Here is a 22658-nt window from a genome sequence, read left to right on the forward strand (position 1 = left end):
TAGGCCTGCCGCCAGCGTTCAATCTGAGCCATGATCAAACTCTTCAATTAAAGTTTTGGTGTTTGCTTTTCCTAAGAAAAGACAAACGGCTCGATAAATACTGTTTTGTTCGTCTCTTGCGAGACAAACGAATTGACTGTGCCGAACAACGTAAACGTTGTTTCGTATTGGTCACTCAGTTCATCGAATAAATCTTTTTGTCTATTCTCAACGAGTGCCCACACAGATTGCATAGGTCAAATTGTTAAAGAGCGTTGACTGTGCGAAGCTCCGCTTCGCTTGGTCAGGGCTGCGTATCTTACGCGCCTTGCCGTTAAAGTCAAGAAGAAATTTTATCTTTTATTTTCAACCCTTACGGCCGAAACAAAACCTCTTTTTGACTCCCCTAACGCTTGGCGTTAAGTGGACGGCTATCTTAATCTTTTAAAAACTCACGTCAAGCGTTTATTTTTATTTGATTTTTTACGTCAACATGGCGCTGAGCGCTTGCCCTGTGTGCCGTGTCGATGTGGGGCGTAGTATAGCGACACAGATCACACTGACAAGGGTTTTTTACGTTTTTTATTTCGACTGGGCAATAATCCACCTAAAATGATGAATAACCAGCGTTTTGAAACATTCTTGATACGTGGTATTTACTGAGAGGTAACGCTGGCCTGTTTTCTTGGTCCTTTTCATGACATGCATTGCCTATTTGTTGTTCATGTCATCACTTTTAATTGCTCTATTTTTAATAATGCTTATGAAATCACCAGTCAATTTTGCACTAATTATCTGTATCGCCGTACTCGGCGCCATTATCGTCAACCTGATGGGGGTCAGTTCACCTGCCATTGCATTCGCTGCAGGCGCAATCGTCAGCGGACTGGCTTGCCTCTACCTTCCTCTCCCCGATTTTAAACCAGCGACACAGGATGCCCCTGCACCACATAGCGCGAACAACGACGAGGAAGAATCATCTCAGAGTAAAACCTTGTATGTGGGTAACCTACCTTATCGCGCCAATGAAAATGATGTCCGTACACTGTTTAGCGAACATGGCGAGGTTTTTGCCGTTCGGCTGATGAAGGATAAACGCACCGGCAAACGTCGAGGCTTTGGTTTCGTGGTGATGGCCGCTGCGCATGCCGAGGATGCCATCAACGCCCTGAATAACAATGTATACGGCGAGCGGACACTTAAAGTCCGTGAAGCGAACGAACCAAAAAAGCAGGCGAATAGCTAACGCGCGTCAATCCTATCGACTGTATATAGTCGGATAGCGCGTCAGACTTAATCGGTGTTGCCGTTGCGTAAGCGTGATTGTCTGATGTTGTCGCGGTAACACTGGATAAGTTCAGTGTCGCCGTCAGTGAGACGATGCGGCGCGCGATTGCAGTGCCTGAATCAATCAAACACACTGACTCACCCAATACTTGTTGGATTTCATCTCGCAATAAGGGGAAATGCGTGCATCCCAGCACCAACGTATCGATGGTGGCTGTAAACGGCGCTAAGATTGCCGTTAAGTCTTCTTGATTAACGGCCTCGCCTCGTAACTTTCGCTCTGCCATATGCACCAAAGCTGTAGTACCTACCGACACCATATGACAGCCTTTGGCGTAATCGGCAATCAACTGCTTCGTATAAGGACGAGCAACGGTGGCAGGTGTGGCCAGCAAACCTATCGTTTTATGCTGACTTTGCGCCGCTGCCGGTTTGATCGCCGGCACCACGCCGACAACCGGAATCGCTAACTGTTCACGTAACTGCGGCAGTACCAGCGTCGAGGCGGTATTACATGCGATGACGACGATATCAATATCATGCTGCGTACATACCGTACTCACCAAAGCAGTCACACGAGTGATGAGTTGGGTATCATCCAGCTCACCGTATGGGAAAGCTGCGTTATCGAACAAATAGGTGTAGTTAGCGTCAGGAAGCAGCTCTCGCACCGACTGATAAATCGATAAGCCCCCCACACCGGAGTCGAAGATCAATATATTGGGCTGCGCCATGGGACACCCATTCAATAAAAAACGCCCTTATCATAACGATAAAGGCGTGATTAAAGCTAGTTTCACCATAAAAGCAAACGCTAGTACTGATAGTCCAGCGTCATAAAGTAGCCGCGTTCGGCCGCAGGATAACCCCCCGCAGTCTCGTACTCTTTATCGAACACATTATCGACTTTGCCTTTCACGGTCAGGTTATCGGTCGCCTGATAAGAGGCAGTAACCGTCCACAGACTATAGCTTCCCAGCATCTTTCCACCGGGATAATCCAGACGTTCACTTTGATACTGCCACTGAGTACCGAGCTGCAGTCGCTCCCATTGGTAGGATGCATCCCACTTCGCTATCCGTTTAGCGCGACGTGCGAGCTGCTCGCCTGTTTTCTCATTTTTAGGATCTTTATATTCTAACGATATGCGATTATTTAAAGAGTGGACATCAAAGTTAGCAATAAACTCAACGCCTTCGATCTTAGCTTCACCCACGTTTTGGTTCTGACCATTGGGGTAACTACCTGCATACTGAATGAGATTATCAATGCGATTGATATAGCCTGTAAGTGACCAATCAACGTCAGCCGTCACGCCACGAAGAGCAAACTCGGTATTGGACGATTCCTCCGGCTTGAGCGTTGCATTGCCGCCCCATCCGTAAAGCTCAGTCAGACCGGGTGCCTTAAAAGCGGTGCCGTAGCTAGCGACCAATTGATACCCTTCCGCTACCGCAAAACCCGCGCTTGTCTGCCACGTCGTATGCTGCCCGTATTGTTGGTTATCATCCGACCGTGCGCTTGCCTCTATAGATAGTGCCTCTACTGGGCTAAATTGCGTTAAAAGGTAAGTGCCCAGGTTATCGCGCGGATTGATTGCAATATCATCGGGATTGGTAATCAAGCTTCCTTCATTAAAGGTATCGTGTCGATAATCCACGCCACCACCAAGCAGCCAATCCTCCGTAGCTTGATACTGGAGTCCCAACGAGGTAGAGACTTGCTCCACATCAGAATTTTTATTCTCCTTACGCGCACTGCCAGGAAAGTAGTCATACTTATCTCGCTGAGAAAACTCCCCGCTCAGGGTTGCACTCCAGCCCCCTGAGCGATAATTCAGCGTGCCAGCCAGTGCTTGGCTTTCTAACCAGCCATGTTTCAAGCTCCCTGAATAATCGTAATCGTATTCATTCTGGTACCAGCGTCCGGTGATATCGGCCGACCAAGATGCATTCCAGCGATGACTGTATCCAAGTTGTGCATTGCGGCCGGTAAAACCATGCTGATCACCCAAGTTACTTGTCGTTGGATGAACATTGTATCCATCATTCGACTCATACCCAGCGATACCAGAGAAGTGACCCTTATCGCCCAACGTTGTTGACCACGTGCCACTAACAGCATGATGATCCAAACTGCCCATGGTTACGGAAACATTGGCTCGCTCTTTATCGGTTTTAGTGATGATATTGATCACACCGCCGATCGCGCTCGACCCATAGAGTGTGGCGCGTGCGCCGCGAATAACCTCAATACGCTCGATACTGTTCACCGGGATCTGATTAAAATCCACCGACCCTGTGATGGACGAGGCCATACGCACCCCATCAATTAGGACCAAAGAGTGGTCTGATTCCGTGCCGCGCATAAAAATAGAGGCAAGTTGGCCACGACCTCCGTTTTGAGCAATTTCAACACTCGGCACCGTGCGCAATACATCGACAAGGCTTCGCGCCTGCAAACGCGCAATGTCTTGACGCGTCAAAATGGCTGCGGATTGCAATACTGAGGCATCGGACTGCGCAAACCGACTGGCGGTCACCACCACCGTTTCGGTATTTTGCTCGGCCCACGCGCTCGCGGGGAGTAATGACGCCGCCACCAGGCTCGCCACAATTGGTTTGTTCATGGGTTATTCCTTCCTATCGCGAGAATATGCAGCACTGTGCTGCGGGGCGGGCTGTATTCGGACTTAAGAGCATGGCTTTCGCCGCCTACTGCTAACGACTTCCCATCGCATACTGTTAAACAGTATTGGCGACAGTGTCTGGTCTAGTGCCGAGTTAGGGTCGTTCTCTGATACCGCTGCGCGTCAGTTGCGGATTCTCACCGCATTCCTGCGATTACGGCCTGTTTGCTCGCTAATCGCTTACCCGCCCAAGGATAGTAGCCATCTAGATGGATATTGTCCATTGATAACCTTATAGAATAACGGAGAATCGTGAGCAAGGCTGGACATAGCTGGGGATTTGTCTAAAATCTGCGCTCATTTTCCAATCGCTGAGGCAGCCATCATGACCAAGGCCCAACCAACCGTTGACTACGACACACAGCTTGCTGAGAAAGTCCAACGACTCACGGAACAACTCGCACCGTTTCACGCGCCTGAGCTCGAAGTGTTTCATTCGCCAGAGACGCATTATCGGATGCGCGCGGAATTTCGGGTATGGCATGAGGGGGATGATCTTTACTACATCATGTTTGACCCGGCGACTAAACAAAAATATCGCGTTGATACCTTTCCCGTGGCGAGCCGCTTAATCAACGACTTGATGCCGCTCTTACTCGAAGCAATTAAACCCAACGAGACCTTGCGCCGCAAACTGTTCCAAGTGGACTTTTTGTCAACCCAAAGTGGCGAGATCTTGGTGTCGTTACTGTACCACCGCCAACTAGATGAAGCGTGGGAGCAGGCCGCCCAGACACTGAAGCAACGCCTCAATGATGAAGGCTTTAACCTCAACTTGATTGGCCGTGCGCGTAAGCAAAAAAAGGTACTAGACCGCGATTACGTATTAGAAAAGGTACAGGCTGATGGCCAAACCTTGGTGTACCAGCAAATTGAAAACAGTTTTACCCAGCCCAATGGCCCAGTGGCGCAAAAAATGCTGGATTGGGCGATTGATTGTACCCGAGATAGCGAGGGCGATTTGCTGGAACTGTATTGCGGTAACGGCAACTTCTCACTGGCGCTGGCAAAAAACTTCCGTCGAGTCTTAGCCACCGAGCTTGCCAAACCTTCGGTACAATCGGCGCAATACAATATTGCCGCCAATCATATCGATAACGTGCAAATCGTTCGTATGTCAGCTGAAGAGTTTACCCAAGCGATTAATGGTGAGCGTGAGTTCCGTCGCTTACAAGACCAAGGCGTGACGCTGAGTGATTATCAGTGCAACACCATTTTTGTCGATCCACCCCGCGCGGGCATGGATGATGAAACCTGCAAAATGGTGCAAGGCTACGATCGTATTTTGTATATTTCATGCAATCCGGAAACCTTGGTCGAGAATTTACAACGCTTAGGTCAAACCCACCGGATTAGCCGTTGTGCCCTGTTCGATCAATTCCCATTCACCCACCATACCGAAGCGGGTGTGTGGTTAGAGCGCCAATAAAACCGCTAAAGCCAGAAACAAAAAAGGCGTCGCTCGCGAAAGGGACGCCTTTTTTTGTTTTTAACCCTGGTGATTAGGAATCAGAGGCCGTCTCTGCAGTCTGTTTGCGACTAAAAAAGCCCAACTTATGTCCAATCCAGAAAGCTAACGCCATTGAGACCAAAATCGAGAAGAAGTTACCGCCCAGCTCTGGTATTTGCATGCGAATAAAGGCGGAATAGCCAAATGCCCCCACCAGGAAACACGCAAAGGCAATCAGCGGTGTGCCTTCTGTCAGTGGCTGTCGTTCATGCAATTGATAACAAGCATGTACGGCCAGTACAAATGCGAGAATGGGGAAGATCGAAAACGCCACGCCACTGAAAAAGACGGTGGCTAGCGTTGCACTTCCACAAATGCCAGTGACTAGCGCCAGCAATAAGAATTTACGTTCTGATTTGACTTGCTCGTGTTCCATGTTTTCACCTGTTTATGACAGTTTTTCCTGTAAGGCTCGCCGCTCACGGTCTTTACGGTACCAGTAAGCTCCCTTGGCTATCATGCGCAATTGTAACACCATTCGCTCCGCCAATTCTGCGCGTGCGTGCGGGTCGAGATCAAGGGCCTCAGCCCCCATATTGAAGACTAAAATCACACACGCCTCAGATTGATTGTACGCTTCTTCATACGTGAGCTGTGTGCGCGATTGTAAATACTCGGTTAACTCCGCAACAAAATGTTGAATTTCTCGCGCGACCGCAGCACGAAACGCAGCGGATGTACCTGACCGTTCACGGAGCAACAATCGAAACACATTCGGACTACTTTCAATAAATTCCATAAAGGTTTCGACGGAAGTACGTACCACACTGCCTTCCGCAGCGATACGTTGACGCGCTTGGCGCATCAGTTGGCGCAATAACAAGCCCCCTTCATCGACCATGGTTAAACCGAGCTCATCCATGTCTTTAAAGTGACGATAAAATGAAGTCGGCGCTATACCTGCCTCTCGGGCCACTTCGCGCAAACTTAAGCCTGAGAAACTGCGCTCAGCACTGAGTTGGCTAAACGCCGCATCAATGACAGATCGACGCGTTTTTTCTTTTTGTTCTGCTCGAATCCCCATCATATCCAACTCATGGTCACCATGGTGTCACTATACGCAATTTTTATCGGCAAATCAGCCAGCCTACATCACGCGCGAACGCCAATTTCACCAGAGATTGGGCACCGAAAGTTAACCTTACGGATAATAAGCGTTAAACTAGTCATAAATGGATGTTGCAATAATGAAAATAAGGTCTGAGCCCTATGAGTAAGTCGAGTCCCCACCCAAAAGATCACTTTGACGCGATCGTTATTGGTAGCGGCCCTGGCGGTGAAGGGGCCGCGATGGGTTTGTCAAAAGCAGGCAAACGCGTCGCGGTGATTGAGCGCGAAAACACGGTTGGCGGCGGATGTACCCATTGGGGCACGATTCCCTCCAAAGCGCTACGCCACACGGTTAGCCGGATCATCGAATTTAATCAAAGTCCGATTTATACCCAAAACACCAAAAGCCTACACAGCACGTTTGCACAAATTCTAAGTCATGCCGATTCAGTGATTGGCAAACAAACGCGCATGCGCCAAGGCTTTTACGACCGCAACCAATGTACCTTGTTACATGGGAGTGCCACATTTATTGATGCACACACATTAGCGGTTCATCATAGTGATGGCAGCGCTGATACCTACACGGCTGATCACTTTGTGATAGCCACCGGCTCTCGCCCTTATCAACCGGCAGATGTTGATTTTGCTCACCCTCGTATTTACGACAGTGATTCAATTTTGTCGCTTGAGCACGACCCTCGTCATGTCATCATTTATGGTGCGGGGGTCATTGGCAGTGAATATGCCTCGATTTTTCGCGGGTTAGGGGTGAAGGTCGATTTAATCAATACACGAGACCGCTTGCTCTCCTTTTTGGATAACGAAATCTCTGATGCCTTGTCCTATCACTTTGGCAGTAGCGGCGTCATGATCCGTAACGATGAGACCTATGCAAACATTGAAGGCACGGAAGATGGGGTGGTCGTCCATCTTGAGTCAGGCAAAAAAATGAAAGCCGATTGTTTGCTCTATGCCAACGGACGCGCGGGCAATACCGACAAACTTAATCTTCAATCCGTCGGGCTGACACCGAATTCTCGCGGTCAACTTGATGTCGATAACGAAAGCTATGCCACTGAGGTCGGTCACATCTACGCGGTCGGTGATGTCATTGGTTATCCAAGTTTAGCGAGTGCTGCCTACGACCAAGGCCGTGTGGTGGCTGAAGCCATCTGCCAAGGCAATGCCAATGTGCGCCTGATTGAACATATTCCAACTGGGATCTATACCATTCCGGAGATCAGTTCAGTGGGGAAAACCGAGCAGGAGCTCACTGCAGAGAAAGTCCCTTACGAAGTAGGCCGATCGCTTTTTAAACACCTAGCACGAGCACAAATTGCAGGGATGGATGTCGGTAGCTTAAAGATACTGTTTCACCGTGAAACACGCGAGATCCTTGGCATCCATTGCTTTGGTGAACGTGCCTCGGAAATCATTCACATTGGCCAAGCGATTTTCGAGCAAAAAGGTGAGGCAAATACCATCGATTATTTTGTCAACACCACCTTCAATTATCCCACCATGGCAGAAGCCTATCGGGTGGCGGCGCTTAATGGGCTCAATCGCTTGTTCTAGCGGCTTTGTTCTTATCCATGCAAAACGGCACCGAGAGCGGTGCCGTTGACTGTATTCTCAAACACCTGCGGTGTCTCTAGCGACATAAAATAGATGACCACGCTAGCGACTCATCACCAAGAACAATAAAGTTTGGATTTTGCAGTGAATCCCGCTCGTTATACGACAAAGGGTCAAGCTCTGTGCTGAGGATCCGTCCACCTGCTTGCTCGACGATGCATTGCGTCGCGGCGGTGTCCCACTCTCCGGTCGGTCCTAAACGCAGATAACAATCTACCGCCCCTTCCGCCACTAAACAGGCTTTCAGTGCGGCTGAGCCCAAAGGGATCAAATCGTAATTAATTTCAGGCGCTAACTTTTCCGTCACCGCATGAATATCTTGTCGACGACTGATCGCAATGGATAACGAGGTAATCGCTTCGTCGCGCTTTATGGTCGAGATGCGATGCATATCGCCATCAGGGGTGATTTTCCACGCCCCTTTATCTTGGCACGCATAATAGGTCACACCCGATACAGGCGCATAGACCACGCCCATCACCGGATGGTTGTTTTCCACCAGCGCAATAATAGTGGCAAAATCGCCACTGCCAGCGATAAATTCTTGGGTACCATCCAGTGGATCAATCAGCCAATAGCGCTGCCATTGTTGGCGATCACTGAAGGGCACACCGCAATCTTCTTCCGACAATACCGGAATATCCGGCGTCAAGGCAGTGAGTTTTTCCGTAATCAGCTTGTGGGCAGCTAAATCGGCGCTGGTCACCGGGGTTTGATCACTTTTGGTGATCTCTTCAAAATCACCGTCTTGATAAATATCGAGAATAACCTGGCCCGCTGAGCGGGTTATTTCAATCACATCGGGCAACAACTCAGGCAATGCCATGCCTCACCTCTCCGCTTGTAAGTACTTCAGCGCCATCATCAGTGCGGTAATACTGCGCGCTTCACAGAAATCACCATGGGTCAGTAACTCTTCCGCTTGGGCTAACGGCCAGCGAATGATCTCAAGCGGTTCGGGTTCATCACCTTCCAAGCTTTCTGGATACAAATCACGTGCCAACATCAAGGTCATACGGCTGGAAAAGTACGAAGGCGCGAGGACCACCTCTTTCAACGGGATCAATTCGCGCGCGCCCTGGCCAATTTCTTCTTTCAGCTCACGCACCGCCGCTTGCGCGGCCTCTTCACCCGGGTCAATTAAGCCTTTCGGGAATCCCAATTCATAGCGCTCTGTCCCAGCAGCATATTCTCGGACTAATAAGAGATCGCCTGACTCGGTAACCGGCACCATCATTACCGCATTACGGCCTGAGGGTTTCATCCGCTCATAGGTACGTTCAACGCCATTGCTAAACGTGAGATCTAACGACTCCACCTTAAACAAACGAGAAGCGGCGACGACCTGTTTCGACAGGATTTGAGGAAGTTTACGCTGCGTCATAGTGTGATTTGCCACCCTTTGCTGATATGCCAATCAGGCCTTGTTAGCCGCGAAAAGAAAAGCGATAGCGGCCTTGTTGATCTGGCGCGCCTAACCAAGATAATGGCGCCTTCATCGGCTCGGGATAGTCAGGCCCCGGCTTTAGCCATCCCGATACAGAGTATCGCCCAGACGGCGTAATTGACAATGAAAACTTATTGCTTAAAGACGCCGACTGCCCCTCACCGTGCGCGGCAATACCTTGATTTTCGCAGGATAAAGCGGCTTGCGCAGGAATATTTTCTAGCTGCCCCATCGGCAGTTGCAATGCTGCATGCTGCCATTGGATTTGCCCTTGCAATTGCTGACACCCTGATTCAGCCAAGATGGCATCGCGCAGCACCAGATCGAGTGTGCCATCAATCGCAACGCCTGGGGGCAGTGCGATAGCGCCTGTTAATAGCTGCGCGGGCGCAGACACCAACGTTTGTGACACCGTCAGTGTCGAGCCGTTAAAACCGAGGTTCCCTTTTCCTTGCAACCCGTCAGGGCTACGTACCTTAATGGCCGCTTCAAACGTCGCGCCGGTGACTAAACGATGCCACTGCACATCCCATTGCACCGGTCCTAGGGTATAATTTTGCCACCGTATTTGTTCGACTTGCCCGTGCCAAACCGTGCCGTCGATTTCACCGATGTGTATCACATCGGGCAAAGGCGCTAGACGTAATAAAGATGCAGGCGCATGCACCACAACACTGACCACAAAGACAAGCACACACCCTATGCCGAATAAGCCTTTTTTCCACATTGTTTTATCGCTCCAACTGCAGTCGATTCACCTTAACTTTGCCGGCCGTCTCTGTGGCTTCCGTGCTTAAACGCACTACGCGAATACCATGTACACTCGCCAGTTGATCTAACCAGCGGAGGAGTTGGTTAAACGGCAGCGGTTCAATCCCAAGCTGCACGCTATCTTCACCCGGTTGTAAGCGCGTAATCGTGAGGTTAAATTCCCCAGCACTGGCCGCGATGACTTGGTTTAATGGCTGTGTTCGGCTTGCAGAGGCTTGATGACCGCTTCCTGACTGCGCCCGCAGCTGCATGATTTGGGTGCGCTTTTGTTGAACGTCTCGCAACAGGTGCTGCTCGCTGGCTAGCGCGGTATTGGCCTTTTCGGCCTGAGTTTGAAGCGGGACGATAACTCCCCAGTACAAAAGACTAACGACCAGCACGCCACCCGCGATCAGTAATAACCGCTGCTCGCGCACACTGATCGCCTGCCACTGGGCTTGGATGCGTGCCATCATGATGGGCTCCTTAACGTAAACTCGCCACTGACTACGTCGCCACTACGGTTCAGCTGGCCGAGCTCAGTCGCATAATGCTCGCTCAATATTCCTCGCAAACGCTCAAATTGCGCAAAGTCTCGACCTTTGGCGCGTAAAATCAACGCGTCTCGATTACCCTGATAACGCAGCGCCTGGAGCTCAAGGCCAGGCACATCATCCAGCATTGGCGCTAATTGTGCCAACCAAGGCAGTAGCGCGGAATCCTGTTGCTGCCGGGCTAGGCGGGCGATTTCAGCGTCCATTTGCCGCACCATATACGAGCGGGTTGGAATGCGTTGGTATTGTGGTAACGTCTCACGAAACAAGGCTTCGCTTTGCGAGCGTAACGCTTGCACCTGTTGCTGGGTGTCACGAAGTGCCAGCCATTGCTCGCCGCCCAACAACGCCATCATCATCACCAATAGCGCGGCGGTGGGGATCAGCGGCTTGAATCGCTGCTTCATCTGGCTTTGCGGCCGATAAGGGCCGGATAATAAATTGGTAGACACCGCGGTACTCTGTGCGGCCAACACACTGATAGTTGGTTCACTTTGCTGCCACTGCACCGGGAAGCCATCGATGGGCAAAGGCGACTCGGTGTGTGCGTCTTGCGCGCCATACACCTGCAGGCTGAGTGTCGATGACTCGGTGTCTGCCGCGCGCGCTCCCTCGGTTTGATTGCCCGGCTGTTGCCACCAAGCTTGCGCCCAGAAGGCAAGCCATGCGCGCTGCCCAACCACACCTTGATGGGGTTGATAGCGGCACAACCACTGATCGGCCAGTGGCGCTAGCGTCAACGTTTGAGACTGCCAAGGTAAACACAACACATCCGGGATCCACTGGCGAGCATGGATATTGGCCGCATCAAGGGCCTGCTGCCAAGCTTGCATCTGCCGATGAGCCACCACCGCGACCTGAGCGGTGTTTTCTTGGGTATCGAGCAGGGTGACATGCACCGCCTCAACCTCATCGGCTAATGCTTCTTCCAGTAAATAGGGCACGACTTTGTCTCGTTGCCGGCGCGAGCCAGGCGGTAACGTCACCGAAGTGAGCGTCAGCCAGGTACTGTCCACCAGCACAACCACACGTCTTGTCTGTGCTTGTTCTGTTAATGCTGACAACTGCTGACAGGTGCCGGTCGTCATCACTTGGTTATCGCTGGTACGCACCTGCGCCCAATAAATGGGTTGGCTGGCATCACTGATCCTGATTATCAGTCGCTCGCTCACGCATTCCTCCGAACCGACGGCGTAAAACCGATACTTGGCCGTCGTCTTGATAGTGCAATAATGCCTGGATGTGACGTTGGGCTGAGGCCACGTGCACATCGGCGTGTAATAAAAAGTAATGGCTTGTCACGCTTAAATGCGACATCACTTGCTTGCGCGCCGCCTCATCAAAATCAGTCAGCGTCAGGGTAGCGATAAAATCGTCGACACTTTTCCAACCCGAATCAGGGCGCTCGGTCAGTACCTGTTCTGCCTGTTCAACTGACAGGGCCGGGGTAAACAACGCCGATAGCAATGCAGCCTGTTTGTCCGTTAACGTGTTCACGTTCACCATCAGCTCCGCAGAGGGAATCGCACACAGCTGCGGTGATAACTGACGAAAGACCTCAGCGTTGACTCCACGAACAGCGCGCCACTCACTGACATCGGCAATCACGGCATCAGCCGTCACGTAAGCGGGACGGACACTCTCGTAGTGAGCATCTTCCGCGCCTAACGATTGATCAAGCTGATTATTTTCATCAATATAATCGCGACTCGCTTGCGCAATCACATCGGCTTGATAACTATCGTCGACCTGGCTACCGATTAAAGCACGCAGTACGCGCACTTCATACGGCACCTCTCCGCCTAACGCTGCACCTCGCAACTGCAAACTATTTAAGTTAAAGCAGGCTTGCGCATCTTGTAAGTGACCACTAACTTTGCCACCTTGAAGCGGAAATGTCCGCGCAGACTGGGCCCAGTCCTGGTTTACATTCACCGTATCACTGTCCGATAAACTCTCGCGTAATACCGCAGAGGCAAGGGCTTCCACCGCGTTGCTGTACCAATACACTTGCTGAAAATGGAGCTGGTTTTCCGCCCGATGGTAATTGGTAAACAATCGTGACGCCATGCTGCCAGCAATCGCTGTCATCAGCGCCATGATCATCATCACGATAAGAAGCGCCGCGCCTCGCTGTCGGGTCATTGTGCCTCCCGCTGCAGCGGCGCGGGTAACGTTTGCCCCGCCAGCAAATACGTGCGGACTAACCGCCCGTAACGCGGATGAGTAAAGCGTACTTGCACCGCTTTGGGCAAAGCATGGGCCGTGTTATAGCTTTCTTGCCAATTGCCTTCCACGTAAAACCGAAACGTGAGCGCTTTGATATCACTGAGCAAGGTGGCCACCGCTGGCTCATCACCTGCGGCCTGATCCGGATAACGCCAACGCAGGCGCTCTAAGTGACCGTCCCGTTGTCGGTAGCCAACCGCGACGACTTCACCGCGAGGAAAACGCGCTTGCGGGTTAATCCAACCGGTACGCGTAAAACGCATACCCATTTCCTCACTTTGGAGAACATCGCGTCCGGCAATCAGCAGTCGCTCGGTCGGTGTTTGACCGTCGATACGCTGACGACGCGCGGCCATTTGACGAAAGTCACTGTCCATGATCACTAACGCACGTTGCAACCGCTGCAAGGTTTCGCCGACTTCACGCGATTGCACATTGCTGCGTTGTACGGTTTGTAGCACTTGATAAGCCGTCAGGCTGATACTGGCAAATACCACCAACGCCAACAAGACTTCAAGTAACGTAAATCCCTTTTCAGCGCGTCTCGACATACGTCCTCACGGTCACCAATGGGTTATCGCTCTGCTCAGCGGCGGACACCGACAGATCCACCGCTCGCAGTTGGCCGGTTTCGGTCGCCACCGGCGTAAGTTGCCATTGCCATTGCTGACCGGCCATCTCAGTGGTCCCTTGCGTCGTCTTTTCTGGCACGTCAGCCCTGAGCACGACTTCAGCAAGTTGGTTATCCGCCACCATGGCCGCTAAGGTTTTTTGCTCTAAACGCCCTAGCGAACGGGTATGCTGGCCCGTCGCCTTCATGACACTGAGCGCCGCAATAGCAAAAATGGCCACCGCCACCAATACCTCAAGCAAAGTCATGCCCTTTTGGGGGCTTGGCGTCTTGCCATGCATCAGCGGTCCTCCACCCGTTGCCAAGTAAACTGTGCCAGCTCATTGGCTTTAAGCTGCCAAGCGGCCCGGCCATCTACGTCGATTCGTAAGGTAAAAGGGGTGAGTTCACCATTGGGCAATAACCAGATCTGTGGTGGGGCCACGGGCTGCTCACCCTCGTCATCAAACAGGTTCTCAAACAGAGGCTTATCTTCGAACAAGCGGTCTTGTTGCTGCCAACCAAAGCCGTCCATGGTGAGAGAAAACCGGCTTTGCGCTGGCAAGGTCCCTTGGGTTGCCCAGCGTTCACTGCGTACGGGGCGCCACTTGTCTTCCCCCAACGTTAACAGCTGATAATCATGCTCATTGATGCGCACGCCATACGTTCGCCCCTCGAGCCAGCTTTGCTCGGCCCAGAGCTTCATCCGCTGGTGTAACGCTTGCCCCGCTTCTTGCGCGCGGGTATCGGCAGGCTCTGGCCACACCATCACCACACCAGAGGCACTGACAGCGATAATGACCACCACCAGTAAGATCTCAAGGAGGGTAAAACCTGCCGCTTGGCGCATCTTATTGCAGCTCGTTAAGGTTCCAGTTGCCGATGTCTTGGTTGACACCGTCGCCCCCTTCTTGGCCATCCGCGCCTAACGAGAAAATATCAATCACCCCATGTTCACCTGGGCTGACATAGCGATAATCGTTATTCCATGGGTCCTGTGGCAAGCGCTTAATGTAGCCTTGATCCGGATAGCTGCGCGGTACCGGCTCACTTTGTGGTTTGTTCACTAACGCGTCTAAGCCTTGATCGGTGGTGGGATATTGGTTGTTATCCAGTTTGTACATGTCCAGTGCGTTTTCAAGCGCACTGACATCAGCAATCGCCTTTTTGACCGCGGCTTTATCTTTATTACCGAGCAAATTGGGGGCGACAAAGCTTGCTAATAAGCCAATAATCACCACCACGACCATCACTTCGAGCAGGGTAAAACCGTGTTGACGACGCATCTTGTTCTCCTTATTTATCATTATAAAATTACAATCCAACCATATCGTTCATGGCAATAATCGGCATCAAGGTGGCCACGACAATAAAAAGCACCAATCCTGCCATTAATACGATCATTAACGGGCCGAATATACCCAGTGCCACATTCACTTGGGCTTCAAAATCTTTATCTTGGTTATCCGCGGCACGAGAGAGCATGGGCTCAAGATCACCACTGCGTTCACCACTGGCAATCATGTGCAGCATCATGGGAGGAAATAAGCGCGACTGATCCAAAGCGACACGCAAACTGGCACCTTCCCGCACTTTATCCGCAGCCTCCAATACGCGCATGCGGACGTATTGATTACTCATCACTTGCGCGGCGACTTTCATCCCATCTAATAACGGGATGGCACTGGCCGTGCATATTGCCAAGGTACGCGCAAAACGGGATGTATTCAGGCCGCGAGCCACCCGACCAATCACCGGTAAGGATAGTATTTTTTTATCCCACACTAAGCGTCGCTGCGTATCCTTAAGCAAGGCTCGGATACTGACACCGATAAGGATCAGTGCGCTCACCACCCAAATCCCCCAGTCGGTAATAAAATCACTGGCGTTCAATAGAAATTGGGTGGATGCCGGCAGCGCCTGACCGGTTTGAACAAATTGGCCGACAATATCAGGCACCACGGTGGCCAGTAAAAAGGCGACAATCACCACCGAAAAGAAGGTGAGAATGGCGGGATACAACATGGCTTGTAACAACGTGGACTGAATGCGCTGACGGTTCTCAACATAATCAGCCAAGCGTGATAATACGGTGGATAAATACCCCGCTTTTTCACCGGCAGCAATCATCGCTCGGTAGAGTTCATTAAACACCTGTGGGTAATCGGCTAACGCATCAGCCAAGGTGTACCCTTCCATCACTCGCGCTCGAACACTGGTCATCATGCTGCCTATTCGCGGTTTTTCCGCTTGCTCTGCCACTGCTTTTAAGCACTCTTCAAGTGGCATAGAGGCATCGATTAAGGTCGCTAATTGGCGGGTGATCAACGACAGCTCTTGTGTACGAATACCGCGGTTTCGTTGATTGAACAGTGGCTGCGACGCCGATGCCTTTTGGTTGGCGCGTTGACGACGCGTAGCATTGACGTCGAGCGGGGTAAAGCCTTTGTCACGCAGCTGCTGACGCGCTTGTCGTGCAGTATCGGCCTCAATCACCCCTTTACGCTTACGCCCTCGCGCGTCTAACGCTTGATAGTCAAATGCGCCCATTAGCCCTCCTTGGTGACACGAATCACTTCTTCAAGGGTGGTTTGCCCTTGCAGCACTTTGGTTAGGCCGTCATAGCGAATACTCGGACTTTGCGCACGCACGGCTTCTTCTATCGCATGCTCGCCCGCATCATGATGGATCAGCGCTTGCACCTTCTCGTCGACTGTCAGCAATTCATGAATCCCGGTTCGGCCTCGGTAGCCCTTGTGGTGACAGTGTTCACAGCCATCCGCTTTATAGAGCGTGATCGCCTCACCGGGGTTCGCCAAGCCTAGCTCGACAAATAACGGCTGCTGCGAGCTATCGGCTTGATAAGGGATACGGCACCGTGGACATAAGGTGCGGACCAAGCGCTGCGCCAGCACGCCGAGTAACGAGGAAGACAACAAGAAAGGCTCAATGCCCATATCACGTAAGCGTGTCACCGCGCCAATCGCCGTGTTGGTGTGCAGTGTCGACATCACTAAGTGACCGGTCAGTGAGGCTTGTACGGCGATTTGTGCGGTTTCTAAGTCTCGAATTTCACCCACCATTACCACGTCGGGATCTTGACGCAACATGGCGCGCAACCCTCGCGCAAAGGTCATATCGACTTTTGGATTGACTTGGGTCTGACCGATACCCGCCAGATCAAATTCGATCGGATCTTCCACGGTGAGGATATTGCGATCCTCACTGTTAATGGTTTGTAATCCAGCATACAAGGTCGTGGATTTCCCCGACCCCGTCGGGCCGGTGACGAGCAAAATACCATGAGGTTTGTGAATCAGTGCGCGAAAATCTTGGTGCAAGCTGGGCACCATGCCCAACTGCGCGAGATCCAGTTGGACGGCGTTCTTATCCAGCAAACGCATGACGACACGTTCGCCGTGAGACGAGGGCATGGTCGACACCCGTACATCCACCGCTCGCCCACCAATACGGACCGAAATACGCCCATCTTGCGGCACCCGTTTTTCGGCAATATCTAGTTTTGCCATCACTTTGACGCGAGACACTAATAAGGGGGCCAACTTGCGGCTGGGGGATAGAACGTCACGCAGCACCCCGTCAACGCGAAAACGGATCGATAACGCATGCTCAAAGGTTTCGATATGAATGTCAGACGCGCTTTCTTTAATCGCTTCGCCTAACATGGCATTAATCAACTTAATGATCGGCGCATCGTCTTCCGATTCAAGCAAGTCTTCACTTTGCGGCAGCTCTTCGGCCAACGAGAAAAAGTCGTCGCTGTCAGCATCCGCACCAATGTCAGCCATTAGCTGTTGTGCATCGGCGCTGTCTCTTTGATAGAGGCGAGTCAGGTGGTGCTCAAAATCAGCATCCGACACCCATTCGGGGGCGAGAGTCGCGCCCAGCACACGTTGCACCTCCACCAAGGTCTGCGGTGTTACCGACGCTAAACACAATAAACGTGGGGTGTCGTTGTCGGTCAATACCACCACACCGTGACGACGCGCAAAGCCAAAGGGTAACTGCCAGGTTGTCACCGGTTCAGCCGCTAGCGCCGCAGCACGCTCACTCATCCTTCTAACTCCGCTTGTAGCATACGTACTTCGGCCGGCATCACCGCTTCGCTGTTGTAATCAGGCAGGACCGGTTTTTCGGCGTCAGGCATCAGCTTAACGCCATCTTGGGCGCGCAGTAATTGCTCGGCGCGGATATAGTTGTATTTGCGTTGGGTCACCCCGTCTGCGGTCAAACCGGTACGGATAATGGTCGGCTTAATAAACAGCATCAGGTTTTTCTTTTCGGTTTCGGTCGAGGTCGACTTAAACAAGTGCCCTAAAATGGGAATATCCCCCAACAGTGGCACCTTGGATTCACTTTCGACCGTTCGTTCGTCAATCAAGCCACTTAATACAATCATTTGTTGGTCGCCGACCATCACAGATGTATTCAGTTGACGTTTACCAAAGCGCACATCCACCGCGCCACTGGCGCCGAGCACGTTCGAGACTTCTTGCTCAATATCGAGCAACACCGCGGAGCCTTCGTTGATTTGCGGGGTCACTTTCAGTTTAATCCCCACATCTTTACGCTCGACAGTTTGGAAGGGGTTGTCGTTATTCGAGCCCGTTTGCGAGCCGGTGATCACAGGGACTTCTTCACCGACAATAAACGAGGCTTCTTGGTTATCGAGCACCATCAAATTGGGCGACGACAAAATATTCGACTCGTTTTTCGACGCCACCGCGGTCACCAAGGCGGTCCAATCGCCCATGACTACGCCGGCAGCCAAGCCATTTAAGCCACCTAATACATTGTTTAATGCCGAGTAATCGCCCGACTCGGTAATCGGAACATTGTACGGAGTACCATCATCCCGATAGCGTACTTCAGTACGAGTAGTATCTTCCGCTGCTTTCTGTCCTGTGAGGTAACTAGTAACACCCACCCCTGCGTTATTAAACTGAATCCCACCGTTTTCAAGCGAGCCCCACTGTACGCCGAGGTTCGCCCCATCGGACTCCGACATTTCGACGATTAGCGCTTCAATCAACACTTGTGCGCGGCGTATATCGAGCTGAGAAATCACGCTCTCAAGGGTTTTTAAAATATCAGGTGGCGCGGTGATCACCAGCGAGTTAGTGCCTTGGTGAGAGGAAATTTGTACCGCTTGGTCATTCACACTCGGTTTCGCATTTTTCTCTTTTTCTTTCAGAAGATTATCCGAAACACCTTGCAATACATCGACCAAATCTTCCGCTTTCGCATAGCGCAGATAGATCACCCGGCTGTTGCCCGTGGTCGCCATTTCTTGGTCGAGTTGTCGGATAAGTTCAATCACGCGCTCACGGACTTTGGGCTCGCCAGAAACCAACACCGCATTCAGCCGTTCATCGGCGACAATGCGTGGTTCTAAAAGCTCAGGGCGGGTGTTGGCGTTGTCTCGCTTATTTAAAGTATCGACAATCCGTACCATTTCCGCGGCTGACGCATGGTCAAGGCGGACCACTTCCACTTTTTTATCGCCCGCTTGATCGACGCGCTGAATAATATCAGTGAGCCGATTCACCACCGCGGCACGACCGGTAATCATAATGACATTGGCAGGATCATAGTGCACCACGTTCCCTGCCCCCGCATTATTGATCAGCTGACGCAACAAAGGGGATAGCTCGCGCACCGAGACATTTTTCACGGCAATCACGCGGGTCACGACTTCGTCGCCGACCACGTTATCGCCTTCTCCAACCACAGGAACGGGCGAGGTTTTCGCATCTTTGTCGCGAACAACTTTAACAATCCCATTTTCCATCTCAACCACCGCAAAGCCATACACTTCGAGCACGTTGAGGAAAAATTGGTAGTACTGTTCATCGTCTAACGTATTGTAACTGCGTACATTAATGGTGCCGCGTACCGAGGGGTCAACGATAATGGTTTTCTCGAGGTTGCGCCCTACAATTTCGATAAACTCTTGAATATTCGTGCCTTTAAACGAGGCACTAAATTCTGCCGCTCCCGCCGGTAGGCCAGAGAAAAGCAGACTTGCGGCCATCAGATAGGGGATCAGTCGTTGCTTTACGTTCACGTCACACTCCTAAAGCCGCACGGGGCGGTTGTGGTAATTTATAGTTGAATCGAAATGTCATGTTGCTGCCCTTGTCGCTCGACCACTAAATCAAGCGTGCCCTGTTGTTGAATGCGATTGAGAATATCGGGAAGCGCCACCGAGCGGCTCAGTGTTAGACCGTTAATGGCGACGGCGATATCACCCGGCTGTAACCCCGATTGCTCAAATAACACCGGATTTTTCCCTGGTGTAAGACGAAAGCCTTTTAACTGTTTGGCATCGCCGACCTGCGCTAACTGGACATAATCAAATAGGCGCTGAGGATTGCTGGCAAGCTGTCGCGCTAAGTCGGCAGGCCAGTCAGAGCTGGTCTGCCTTGAGGTTGGCGCCGGCTTTGGGGGCGTATGGTTACCCTCAGAGGAAGAAAACACGGTTTGCGGTGTACTGTCAGCCTCCACACCCGGCATCAACAAGGCTTCACGACGCGTACCTTGACGAAGGATGACGCGATCGGACAAGACTTGATCGACACTGACCTGGGTACCTTTAACTTGCTCACCCACACCATAGGTTGCTTGTTGACCACCGTTAGCAATCACCGCTAATGCCCGAGCAGGCTGATTGGAAGCCACCACGCCGACTAAAGTAAGCTGTAAACGGGTCTCAGGCACTTGGCTAACCGACTGCTGGCGCTGTTGCGCGGAAGCTTGGAATCGACCAAATAACTGGGCATTAATCGCGGGCGCCAATGAAAAGGCCCCCTTACCGGTGACTTGGCTCGCCACAACCTGACTACTCGACGGCAAGATAGGTGCCGCGGGAGGCGTGTAGACATGCCACACCAGCCGCCCAATAAGCCAAGCCAGTAAAAGTACTAGCCCACCGTTTAGGCACAGCAGTACCCGACCGCGTGTCAGTGCAGACATCGAGATTGTTCGTTGAGGGCTTCCTGCCTGGATCATCCTTTTAAAACCAATTAATGACACCACATGCCTATTGATGGCCTTTTTCGCCATTAGATTCCACGATTAGATTACGAAAAGCTGGACATACTAGCAAAAACACATTGTGATCTTGAGACTTTTTCATTTATAGCGTGTTTATTTTACCCAAGTCGCAGCGATGACGGGAGGATGAGCGCTGATGCTGTGATACTGCTCTAAAGTAAATTTTATGCTAATGTCGCCGATCCAGATTGCGCAGGAGTTGAGGGATGAAAAAAAGCACATCGACACCTTTGACAGCGGTCAGGTTAGATAAATGGCTGTGGGCCGCTCGCTTTTATAAAACACGCTCTATTGCACGCAATATGATCGATGGGGGCAAGGTGCACTACAATGGTCAACGTGCCAAGCCAAGCAGAATGGTCGAGGTTGGGGCTGAGATACGCTTGCGCCAAGGCCATGATGAAAGAACCATCACTGTTTTAGCGTTATCGGAGCAACGTCAAGGCGCGCCGATCGCGCAAACCTTGTATCAAGAAACCGACACGAGCCTAAAGAAACGTGAGCACGAGACGGAAATGCGTCGCTTAAATGCCCATAATCCACGTCCCGATGGACGACCGGATAAAAAGCAACGCCGAGATATTCGTAAGTTTAAACAAGGCATAGACTAAGGCCGCAAGTCGCGCCATTGCCGGAGAGAGATTGCATGTCAAACGATCAATTACACCGTTACCTATTCGAAGATGTGTCTGTGCGTGGTGAGCTAGTCAAGCTCGACGAAACCTATCAACGCATCCTGGAGAATCAAAACTTCCCAGCCCCGGTGAATGCTTTACTGGGTGAAATGTTGGCCGCCACCAGCCTGCTTACCGCAACACTCAAATTTAATGGCTCGATCACGGTGCAATTGCAGGGAGATGGTCCTGTGTCGCTGGCGGTCATTAATGGTGATCACCATCAGCAACTGCGCGGCACCGCGCGGGTGAAAGGTGCCGTCAAAGAGGATGCGACCTTGCCAGAAATGATGGGCAAGGGCCAACTGGTCATTACCATTGAGCCTGTCGATGGCGAGCGCTATCAAGGCATTGTTGGCTTAGAGTCGGATCATTTACAAGGTTGCTTGGAAGATTACTTCGCACGCTCAGAGCAGTTAATGACCCGTCTTTGGTTACGCACGGGAGAGGTTGACGGCAAGTCGCATGCGGCCGGTATGATGTTGCAAGTGTTGCCTGACGATAAAGGCGACGAAGGCGACTTTGATCACCTTGCCCAGCTGACTGAAACGATTAAAAATGATGAACTTTTCAGCCTCAGCGCCAAAGATGTCTTATACCGTCTGTACCATCAAGAGAAAGTCACCCTGTATCCGGCACAAGATGTGGTGTTTAAATGCAGTTGCTCCCGTGAACGCAGTGCCGGTGCTATTGCCGCGATTGAGCGCAGTGAAGTCGACAAAATGGTCGCGGAAATGGGTACGATCCATTTGCACTGTGATTACTGTGGCACTGACTATGCGTTCGATAGCGTTGATGTGGCGGCAATTTTTGAGCAAAACGCCAGCTCCTCCTCTCAAATGCAATAACCACGTGCTACATTTTTAGCGCTTCGAAGTAAATAAGCTTGACCAAGCTCAAAAGCCAGCACAACGCTGGCTTTTTTCTTATTCCTTCCCGACTTAACTCACATTTTTCTGCGCGTTATTTTTGTACAAACAATAATAGGTCTTTGGGTAGCGCAAACGTTTAACTAAGCGTTACCATGTCTATGACATGGCAGCTGGTGGTCCGTACCCTACAATCACAATAACCCCAGTCTGTCGTCATCTATGGAGTCAGTTCCTGAATCTATATTTCAGGTTGCTAGCACAAAGACAGTTAACACCATCTTACCTCAAGGAG

General features: G+C 51.4%; 24 protein-coding genes and 1 riboswitch. Of the genes, 6 read left to right on the forward strand and 18 right to left on the reverse strand.

The window, feature by feature from the left end; all coding sequences use genetic code 11:
• Together BZG78_RS15530 and BZG78_RS12350 are read left to right on the forward strand one after the other, a co-directional pair.
• Positions 1 to 191: hypothetical protein (locus BZG78_RS15530; RefSeq protein WP_206779563.1), on the forward strand; the 191-nt coding region annotated here is incomplete at its 5' end.
• 551 nt (positions 192 to 742) lie between these two features.
• Entirely contained in the window at positions 743 to 1225 is a 483-nt protein-coding gene (locus BZG78_RS12350; RefSeq protein WP_077661390.1) for an RNA-binding protein, read from the forward strand.
• Here the strand turns inward: BZG78_RS12350 and murI are convergent.
• Positions 1179 to 2000: a glutamate racemase gene (murI, locus tag BZG78_RS12355; RefSeq protein WP_077661365.1), complete on the reverse strand. Its 822-nt coding sequence runs from the start codon at positions 1998 to 2000 to the stop codon at positions 1179 to 1181. The genes BZG78_RS12350 and murI overlap by 47 nt on opposite strands.
• 80 nt (positions 2001 to 2080) lie before the next feature.
• Positions 2081 to 3895, reverse strand: coding sequence for a TonB-dependent receptor (locus tag BZG78_RS12360; protein WP_077661366.1), 1815 nt, complete (start codon positions 3893 to 3895; stop codon positions 2081 to 2083).
• A 31-nt stretch (positions 3896 to 3926) separates the two neighbouring features.
• A riboswitch (cobalamin riboswitch) is annotated at positions 3927 to 4158 on the reverse strand.
• A 122-nt stretch (positions 4159 to 4280) separates the two neighbouring features.
• Here BZG78_RS12360 and trmA point away from each other — a divergent pair.
• A complete protein-coding gene (gene trmA / locus BZG78_RS12365) occupies positions 4281 to 5384 on the forward strand; it encodes a tRNA (uridine(54)-C5)-methyltransferase TrmA (protein WP_077661367.1) in 1104 nt (367 codons plus the stop codon).
• Between the two features lie 73 nt (positions 5385 to 5457).
• Here trmA and BZG78_RS12370 read toward each other — a convergent pair whose 3' ends face one another.
• Positions 5458 to 5841: a YijD family membrane protein gene (locus BZG78_RS12370; RefSeq protein WP_021022553.1), complete on the reverse strand. Its 384-nt coding sequence runs from the start codon at positions 5839 to 5841 to the stop codon at positions 5458 to 5460.
• A gap of 12 nt (positions 5842 to 5853) precedes the next feature.
• Positions 5854 to 6489: an HTH-type transcriptional repressor FabR gene (gene fabR / locus BZG78_RS12375; protein ID WP_028569605.1), complete on the reverse strand. Its 636-nt coding sequence runs from the start codon at positions 6487 to 6489 to the stop codon at positions 5854 to 5856.
• Between the two features lie 185 nt (positions 6490 to 6674).
• Here fabR and sthA point away from each other — a divergent pair, with 185 nt between their 5' ends.
• Entirely contained in the window at positions 6675 to 8093 is a 1419-nt protein-coding gene (sthA, locus tag BZG78_RS12380; protein WP_077661368.1) for a Si-specific NAD(P)(+) transhydrogenase, read from the forward strand.
• 76 nt (positions 8094 to 8169) lie between these two features.
• On the opposite strand, the gene cysQ is transcribed toward sthA, so the two are convergent.
• The 14 genes from cysQ to gspC form a co-directional block, all read right to left on the reverse strand.
• Entirely contained in the window at positions 8170 to 8979 is an 810-nt protein-coding gene (gene cysQ / locus BZG78_RS12385) for a 3'(2'),5'-bisphosphate nucleotidase CysQ (protein ID WP_077661369.1), read from the reverse strand.
• A 3-nt stretch (positions 8980 to 8982) separates the two neighbouring features.
• Entirely contained in the window at positions 8983 to 9537 is a 555-nt protein-coding gene (gene nudE, locus BZG78_RS12390) for an ADP compounds hydrolase NudE (RefSeq protein ID WP_021022557.1), read from the reverse strand.
• 43 nt (positions 9538 to 9580) lie between these two features.
• Positions 9581 to 10327 (reverse strand): type II secretion system protein N, encoded by a 747-nt coding sequence (locus BZG78_RS12395; protein WP_077661370.1) that lies wholly within the window; start codon positions 10325 to 10327, stop codon positions 9581 to 9583.
• Positions 10328 to 10331: 4 nt separating this feature from the next.
• A complete protein-coding gene (locus BZG78_RS12400) occupies positions 10332 to 10826 on the reverse strand; it encodes a type II secretion system protein M (protein WP_077577218.1) in 495 nt (164 codons plus the stop codon).
• Positions 10823 to 12076, reverse strand: coding sequence for a type II secretion system protein GspL (gene gspL / locus BZG78_RS12405; protein WP_158011802.1), 1254 nt, complete (start codon positions 12074 to 12076; stop codon positions 10823 to 10825). Before gspL ends, BZG78_RS12400 begins: the two co-directional genes overlap by 4 nt.
• Positions 12045 to 13049 (reverse strand): type II secretion system minor pseudopilin GspK, encoded by a 1005-nt coding sequence (gene gspK, locus BZG78_RS12410; protein WP_077661372.1) that lies wholly within the window; start codon positions 13047 to 13049, stop codon positions 12045 to 12047. Before gspK ends, gspL begins: the two co-directional genes overlap by 32 nt.
• Complete coding sequence (gspJ, locus tag BZG78_RS12415) at positions 13046 to 13684, reverse strand: type II secretion system minor pseudopilin GspJ (RefSeq protein ID WP_077661373.1); 639 nt, start codon at positions 13682 to 13684, stop codon at positions 13046 to 13048. Before gspJ ends, gspK begins: the two co-directional genes overlap by 4 nt.
• Entirely contained in the window at positions 13668 to 14045 is a 378-nt protein-coding gene (gene gspI / locus BZG78_RS12420; protein ID WP_077661374.1) for a type II secretion system minor pseudopilin GspI, read from the reverse strand. The genes gspJ and gspI overlap by 17 nt, the downstream gene beginning before the upstream one ends.
• Positions 14045 to 14593, reverse strand: coding sequence for a type II secretion system minor pseudopilin GspH (gene gspH, locus BZG78_RS12425; RefSeq protein WP_158011803.1), 549 nt, complete (start codon positions 14591 to 14593; stop codon positions 14045 to 14047). Before gspH ends, gspI begins: the two co-directional genes overlap by 1 nt.
• Before the next feature lies 1 nt (position 14594).
• Entirely contained in the window at positions 14595 to 15050 is a 456-nt protein-coding gene (gene gspG / locus BZG78_RS12430) for a type II secretion system major pseudopilin GspG (protein ID WP_033379158.1), read from the reverse strand.
• Positions 15051 to 15057: 7 nt separating this feature from the next.
• On the reverse strand, positions 15058 to 16293 hold the full coding sequence (gspF, locus tag BZG78_RS12435; protein WP_077661376.1) for a type II secretion system inner membrane protein GspF: 1236 nt from the start codon (positions 16291 to 16293) through the stop codon (positions 15058 to 15060).
• Positions 16293 to 17819, reverse strand: coding sequence for a type II secretion system ATPase GspE (gene gspE, locus BZG78_RS12440; protein WP_077661377.1), 1527 nt, complete (start codon positions 17817 to 17819; stop codon positions 16293 to 16295). The genes gspF and gspE overlap by 1 nt, the downstream gene beginning before the upstream one ends.
• Complete coding sequence (gspD, locus tag BZG78_RS12445; protein ID WP_077661391.1) at positions 17816 to 19798, reverse strand: type II secretion system secretin GspD; 1983 nt, start codon at positions 19796 to 19798, stop codon at positions 17816 to 17818. Before gspD ends, gspE begins: the two co-directional genes overlap by 4 nt.
• 71 nt (positions 19799 to 19869) lie before the next feature.
• Positions 19870 to 20739, reverse strand: a complete 870-nt coding sequence (gene gspC, locus BZG78_RS12450; protein ID WP_077661378.1) for a type II secretion system protein GspC — start codon at positions 20737 to 20739, stop codon at positions 19870 to 19872.
• Between the two features lie 287 nt (positions 20740 to 21026).
• Between gspC and hslR the strand changes: the two genes are divergently transcribed.
• Both hslR and hslO read left to right on the forward strand, forming a co-directional pair.
• Positions 21027 to 21431 carry a ribosome-associated heat shock protein Hsp15 gene (gene hslR / locus BZG78_RS12455; protein WP_077661379.1) on the forward strand — a complete coding sequence of 135 codons (405 nt, stop codon included), beginning with the start codon at positions 21027 to 21029 and terminating at the stop codon, positions 21429 to 21431.
• 35 nt (positions 21432 to 21466) lie between these two features.
• Entirely contained in the window at positions 21467 to 22342 is an 876-nt protein-coding gene (gene hslO / locus BZG78_RS12460; RefSeq protein WP_077661380.1) for an Hsp33 family molecular chaperone HslO, read from the forward strand.
• Positions 22343 to 22658: the final 316 nt, after the last annotated feature.

The organism is Salinivibrio sp. MA351, from assembly GCF_001996065.1.
Lineage (GTDB): Bacteria > Pseudomonadota > Gammaproteobacteria > Enterobacterales > Vibrionaceae > Salinivibrio > Salinivibrio costicola.

Excerpts from the sequence above, each read along its gene's own strand:
- sthA (WP_077661368.1), top strand. The coding sequence starts at position 6,675 with ATGAGTAAGTCGAGTCCCCACCCAAAAGATCACTTTGACGCGATCGTT.
- gspI (WP_077661374.1), bottom strand. The coding sequence starts at position 14,045 with ATGCATGGCAAGACGCCAAGCCCCCAAAAGGGCATGACTTTGCTTGAG.
- trmA (WP_077661367.1), top strand. The coding sequence starts at position 4,281 with ATGACCAAGGCCCAACCAACCGTTGACTACGACACACAGCTTGCTGAG.
- hslO (WP_077661380.1), top strand. The coding sequence starts at position 21,467 with ATGTCAAACGATCAATTACACCGTTACCTATTCGAAGATGTGTCTGTG.
- cysQ (WP_077661369.1), bottom strand. The coding sequence starts at position 8,979 with ATGGCATTGCCTGAGTTGTTGCCCGATGTGATTGAAATAACCCGCTCA.
- BZG78_RS12400 (WP_077577218.1), bottom strand. The coding sequence starts at position 10,826 with ATGATGGCACGCATCCAAGCCCAGTGGCAGGCGATCAGTGTGCGCGAG.
- gspH (WP_158011803.1), bottom strand. The coding sequence starts at position 14,593 with ATGCGCCAAGCGGCAGGTTTTACCCTCCTTGAGATCTTACTGGTGGTG.
- BZG78_RS12370 (WP_021022553.1), bottom strand. The coding sequence starts at position 5,841 with ATGGAACACGAGCAAGTCAAATCAGAACGTAAATTCTTATTGCTGGCG.
- gspE (WP_077661377.1), bottom strand. The coding sequence starts at position 17,819 with ATGAGTGAGCGTGCTGCGGCGCTAGCGGCTGAACCGGTGACAACCTGG.
- BZG78_RS12350 (WP_077661390.1), top strand. The coding sequence starts at position 743 with ATGAAATCACCAGTCAATTTTGCACTAATTATCTGTATCGCCGTACTC.
- fabR (WP_028569605.1), bottom strand. The coding sequence starts at position 6,489 with ATGGGGATTCGAGCAGAACAAAAAGAAAAAACGCGTCGATCTGTCATT.
- BZG78_RS12360 (WP_077661366.1), bottom strand. The coding sequence starts at position 3,895 with ATGAACAAACCAATTGTGGCGAGCCTGGTGGCGGCGTCATTACTCCCC.
- nudE (WP_021022557.1), bottom strand. The coding sequence starts at position 9,537 with ATGACGCAGCGTAAACTTCCTCAAATCCTGTCGAAACAGGTCGTCGCC.
- gspC (WP_077661378.1), bottom strand. The coding sequence starts at position 20,739 with ATGTCTGCACTGACACGCGGTCGGGTACTGCTGTGCCTAAACGGTGGG.
- gspF (WP_077661376.1), bottom strand. The coding sequence starts at position 16,293 with ATGGGCGCATTTGACTATCAAGCGTTAGACGCGCGAGGGCGTAAGCGT.
- murI (WP_077661365.1), bottom strand. The coding sequence starts at position 2,000 with ATGGCGCAGCCCAATATATTGATCTTCGACTCCGGTGTGGGGGGCTTA.
- hslR (WP_077661379.1), top strand. The coding sequence starts at position 21,027 with ATGAAAAAAAGCACATCGACACCTTTGACAGCGGTCAGGTTAGATAAA.
- gspD (WP_077661391.1), bottom strand. The coding sequence starts at position 19,798 with ATGGCCGCAAGTCTGCTTTTCTCTGGCCTACCGGCGGGAGCGGCAGAA.
- gspG (WP_033379158.1), bottom strand. The coding sequence starts at position 15,050 with ATGATAAATAAGGAGAACAAGATGCGTCGTCAACACGGTTTTACCCTG.
- gspK (WP_077661372.1), bottom strand. The coding sequence starts at position 13,049 with ATGACCCGACAGCGAGGCGCGGCGCTTCTTATCGTGATGATGATCATG.
- BZG78_RS12395 (WP_077661370.1), bottom strand. The coding sequence starts at position 10,327 with ATGTGGAAAAAAGGCTTATTCGGCATAGGGTGTGTGCTTGTCTTTGTG.
- gspJ (WP_077661373.1), bottom strand. The coding sequence starts at position 13,684 with ATGTCGAGACGCGCTGAAAAGGGATTTACGTTACTTGAAGTCTTGTTG.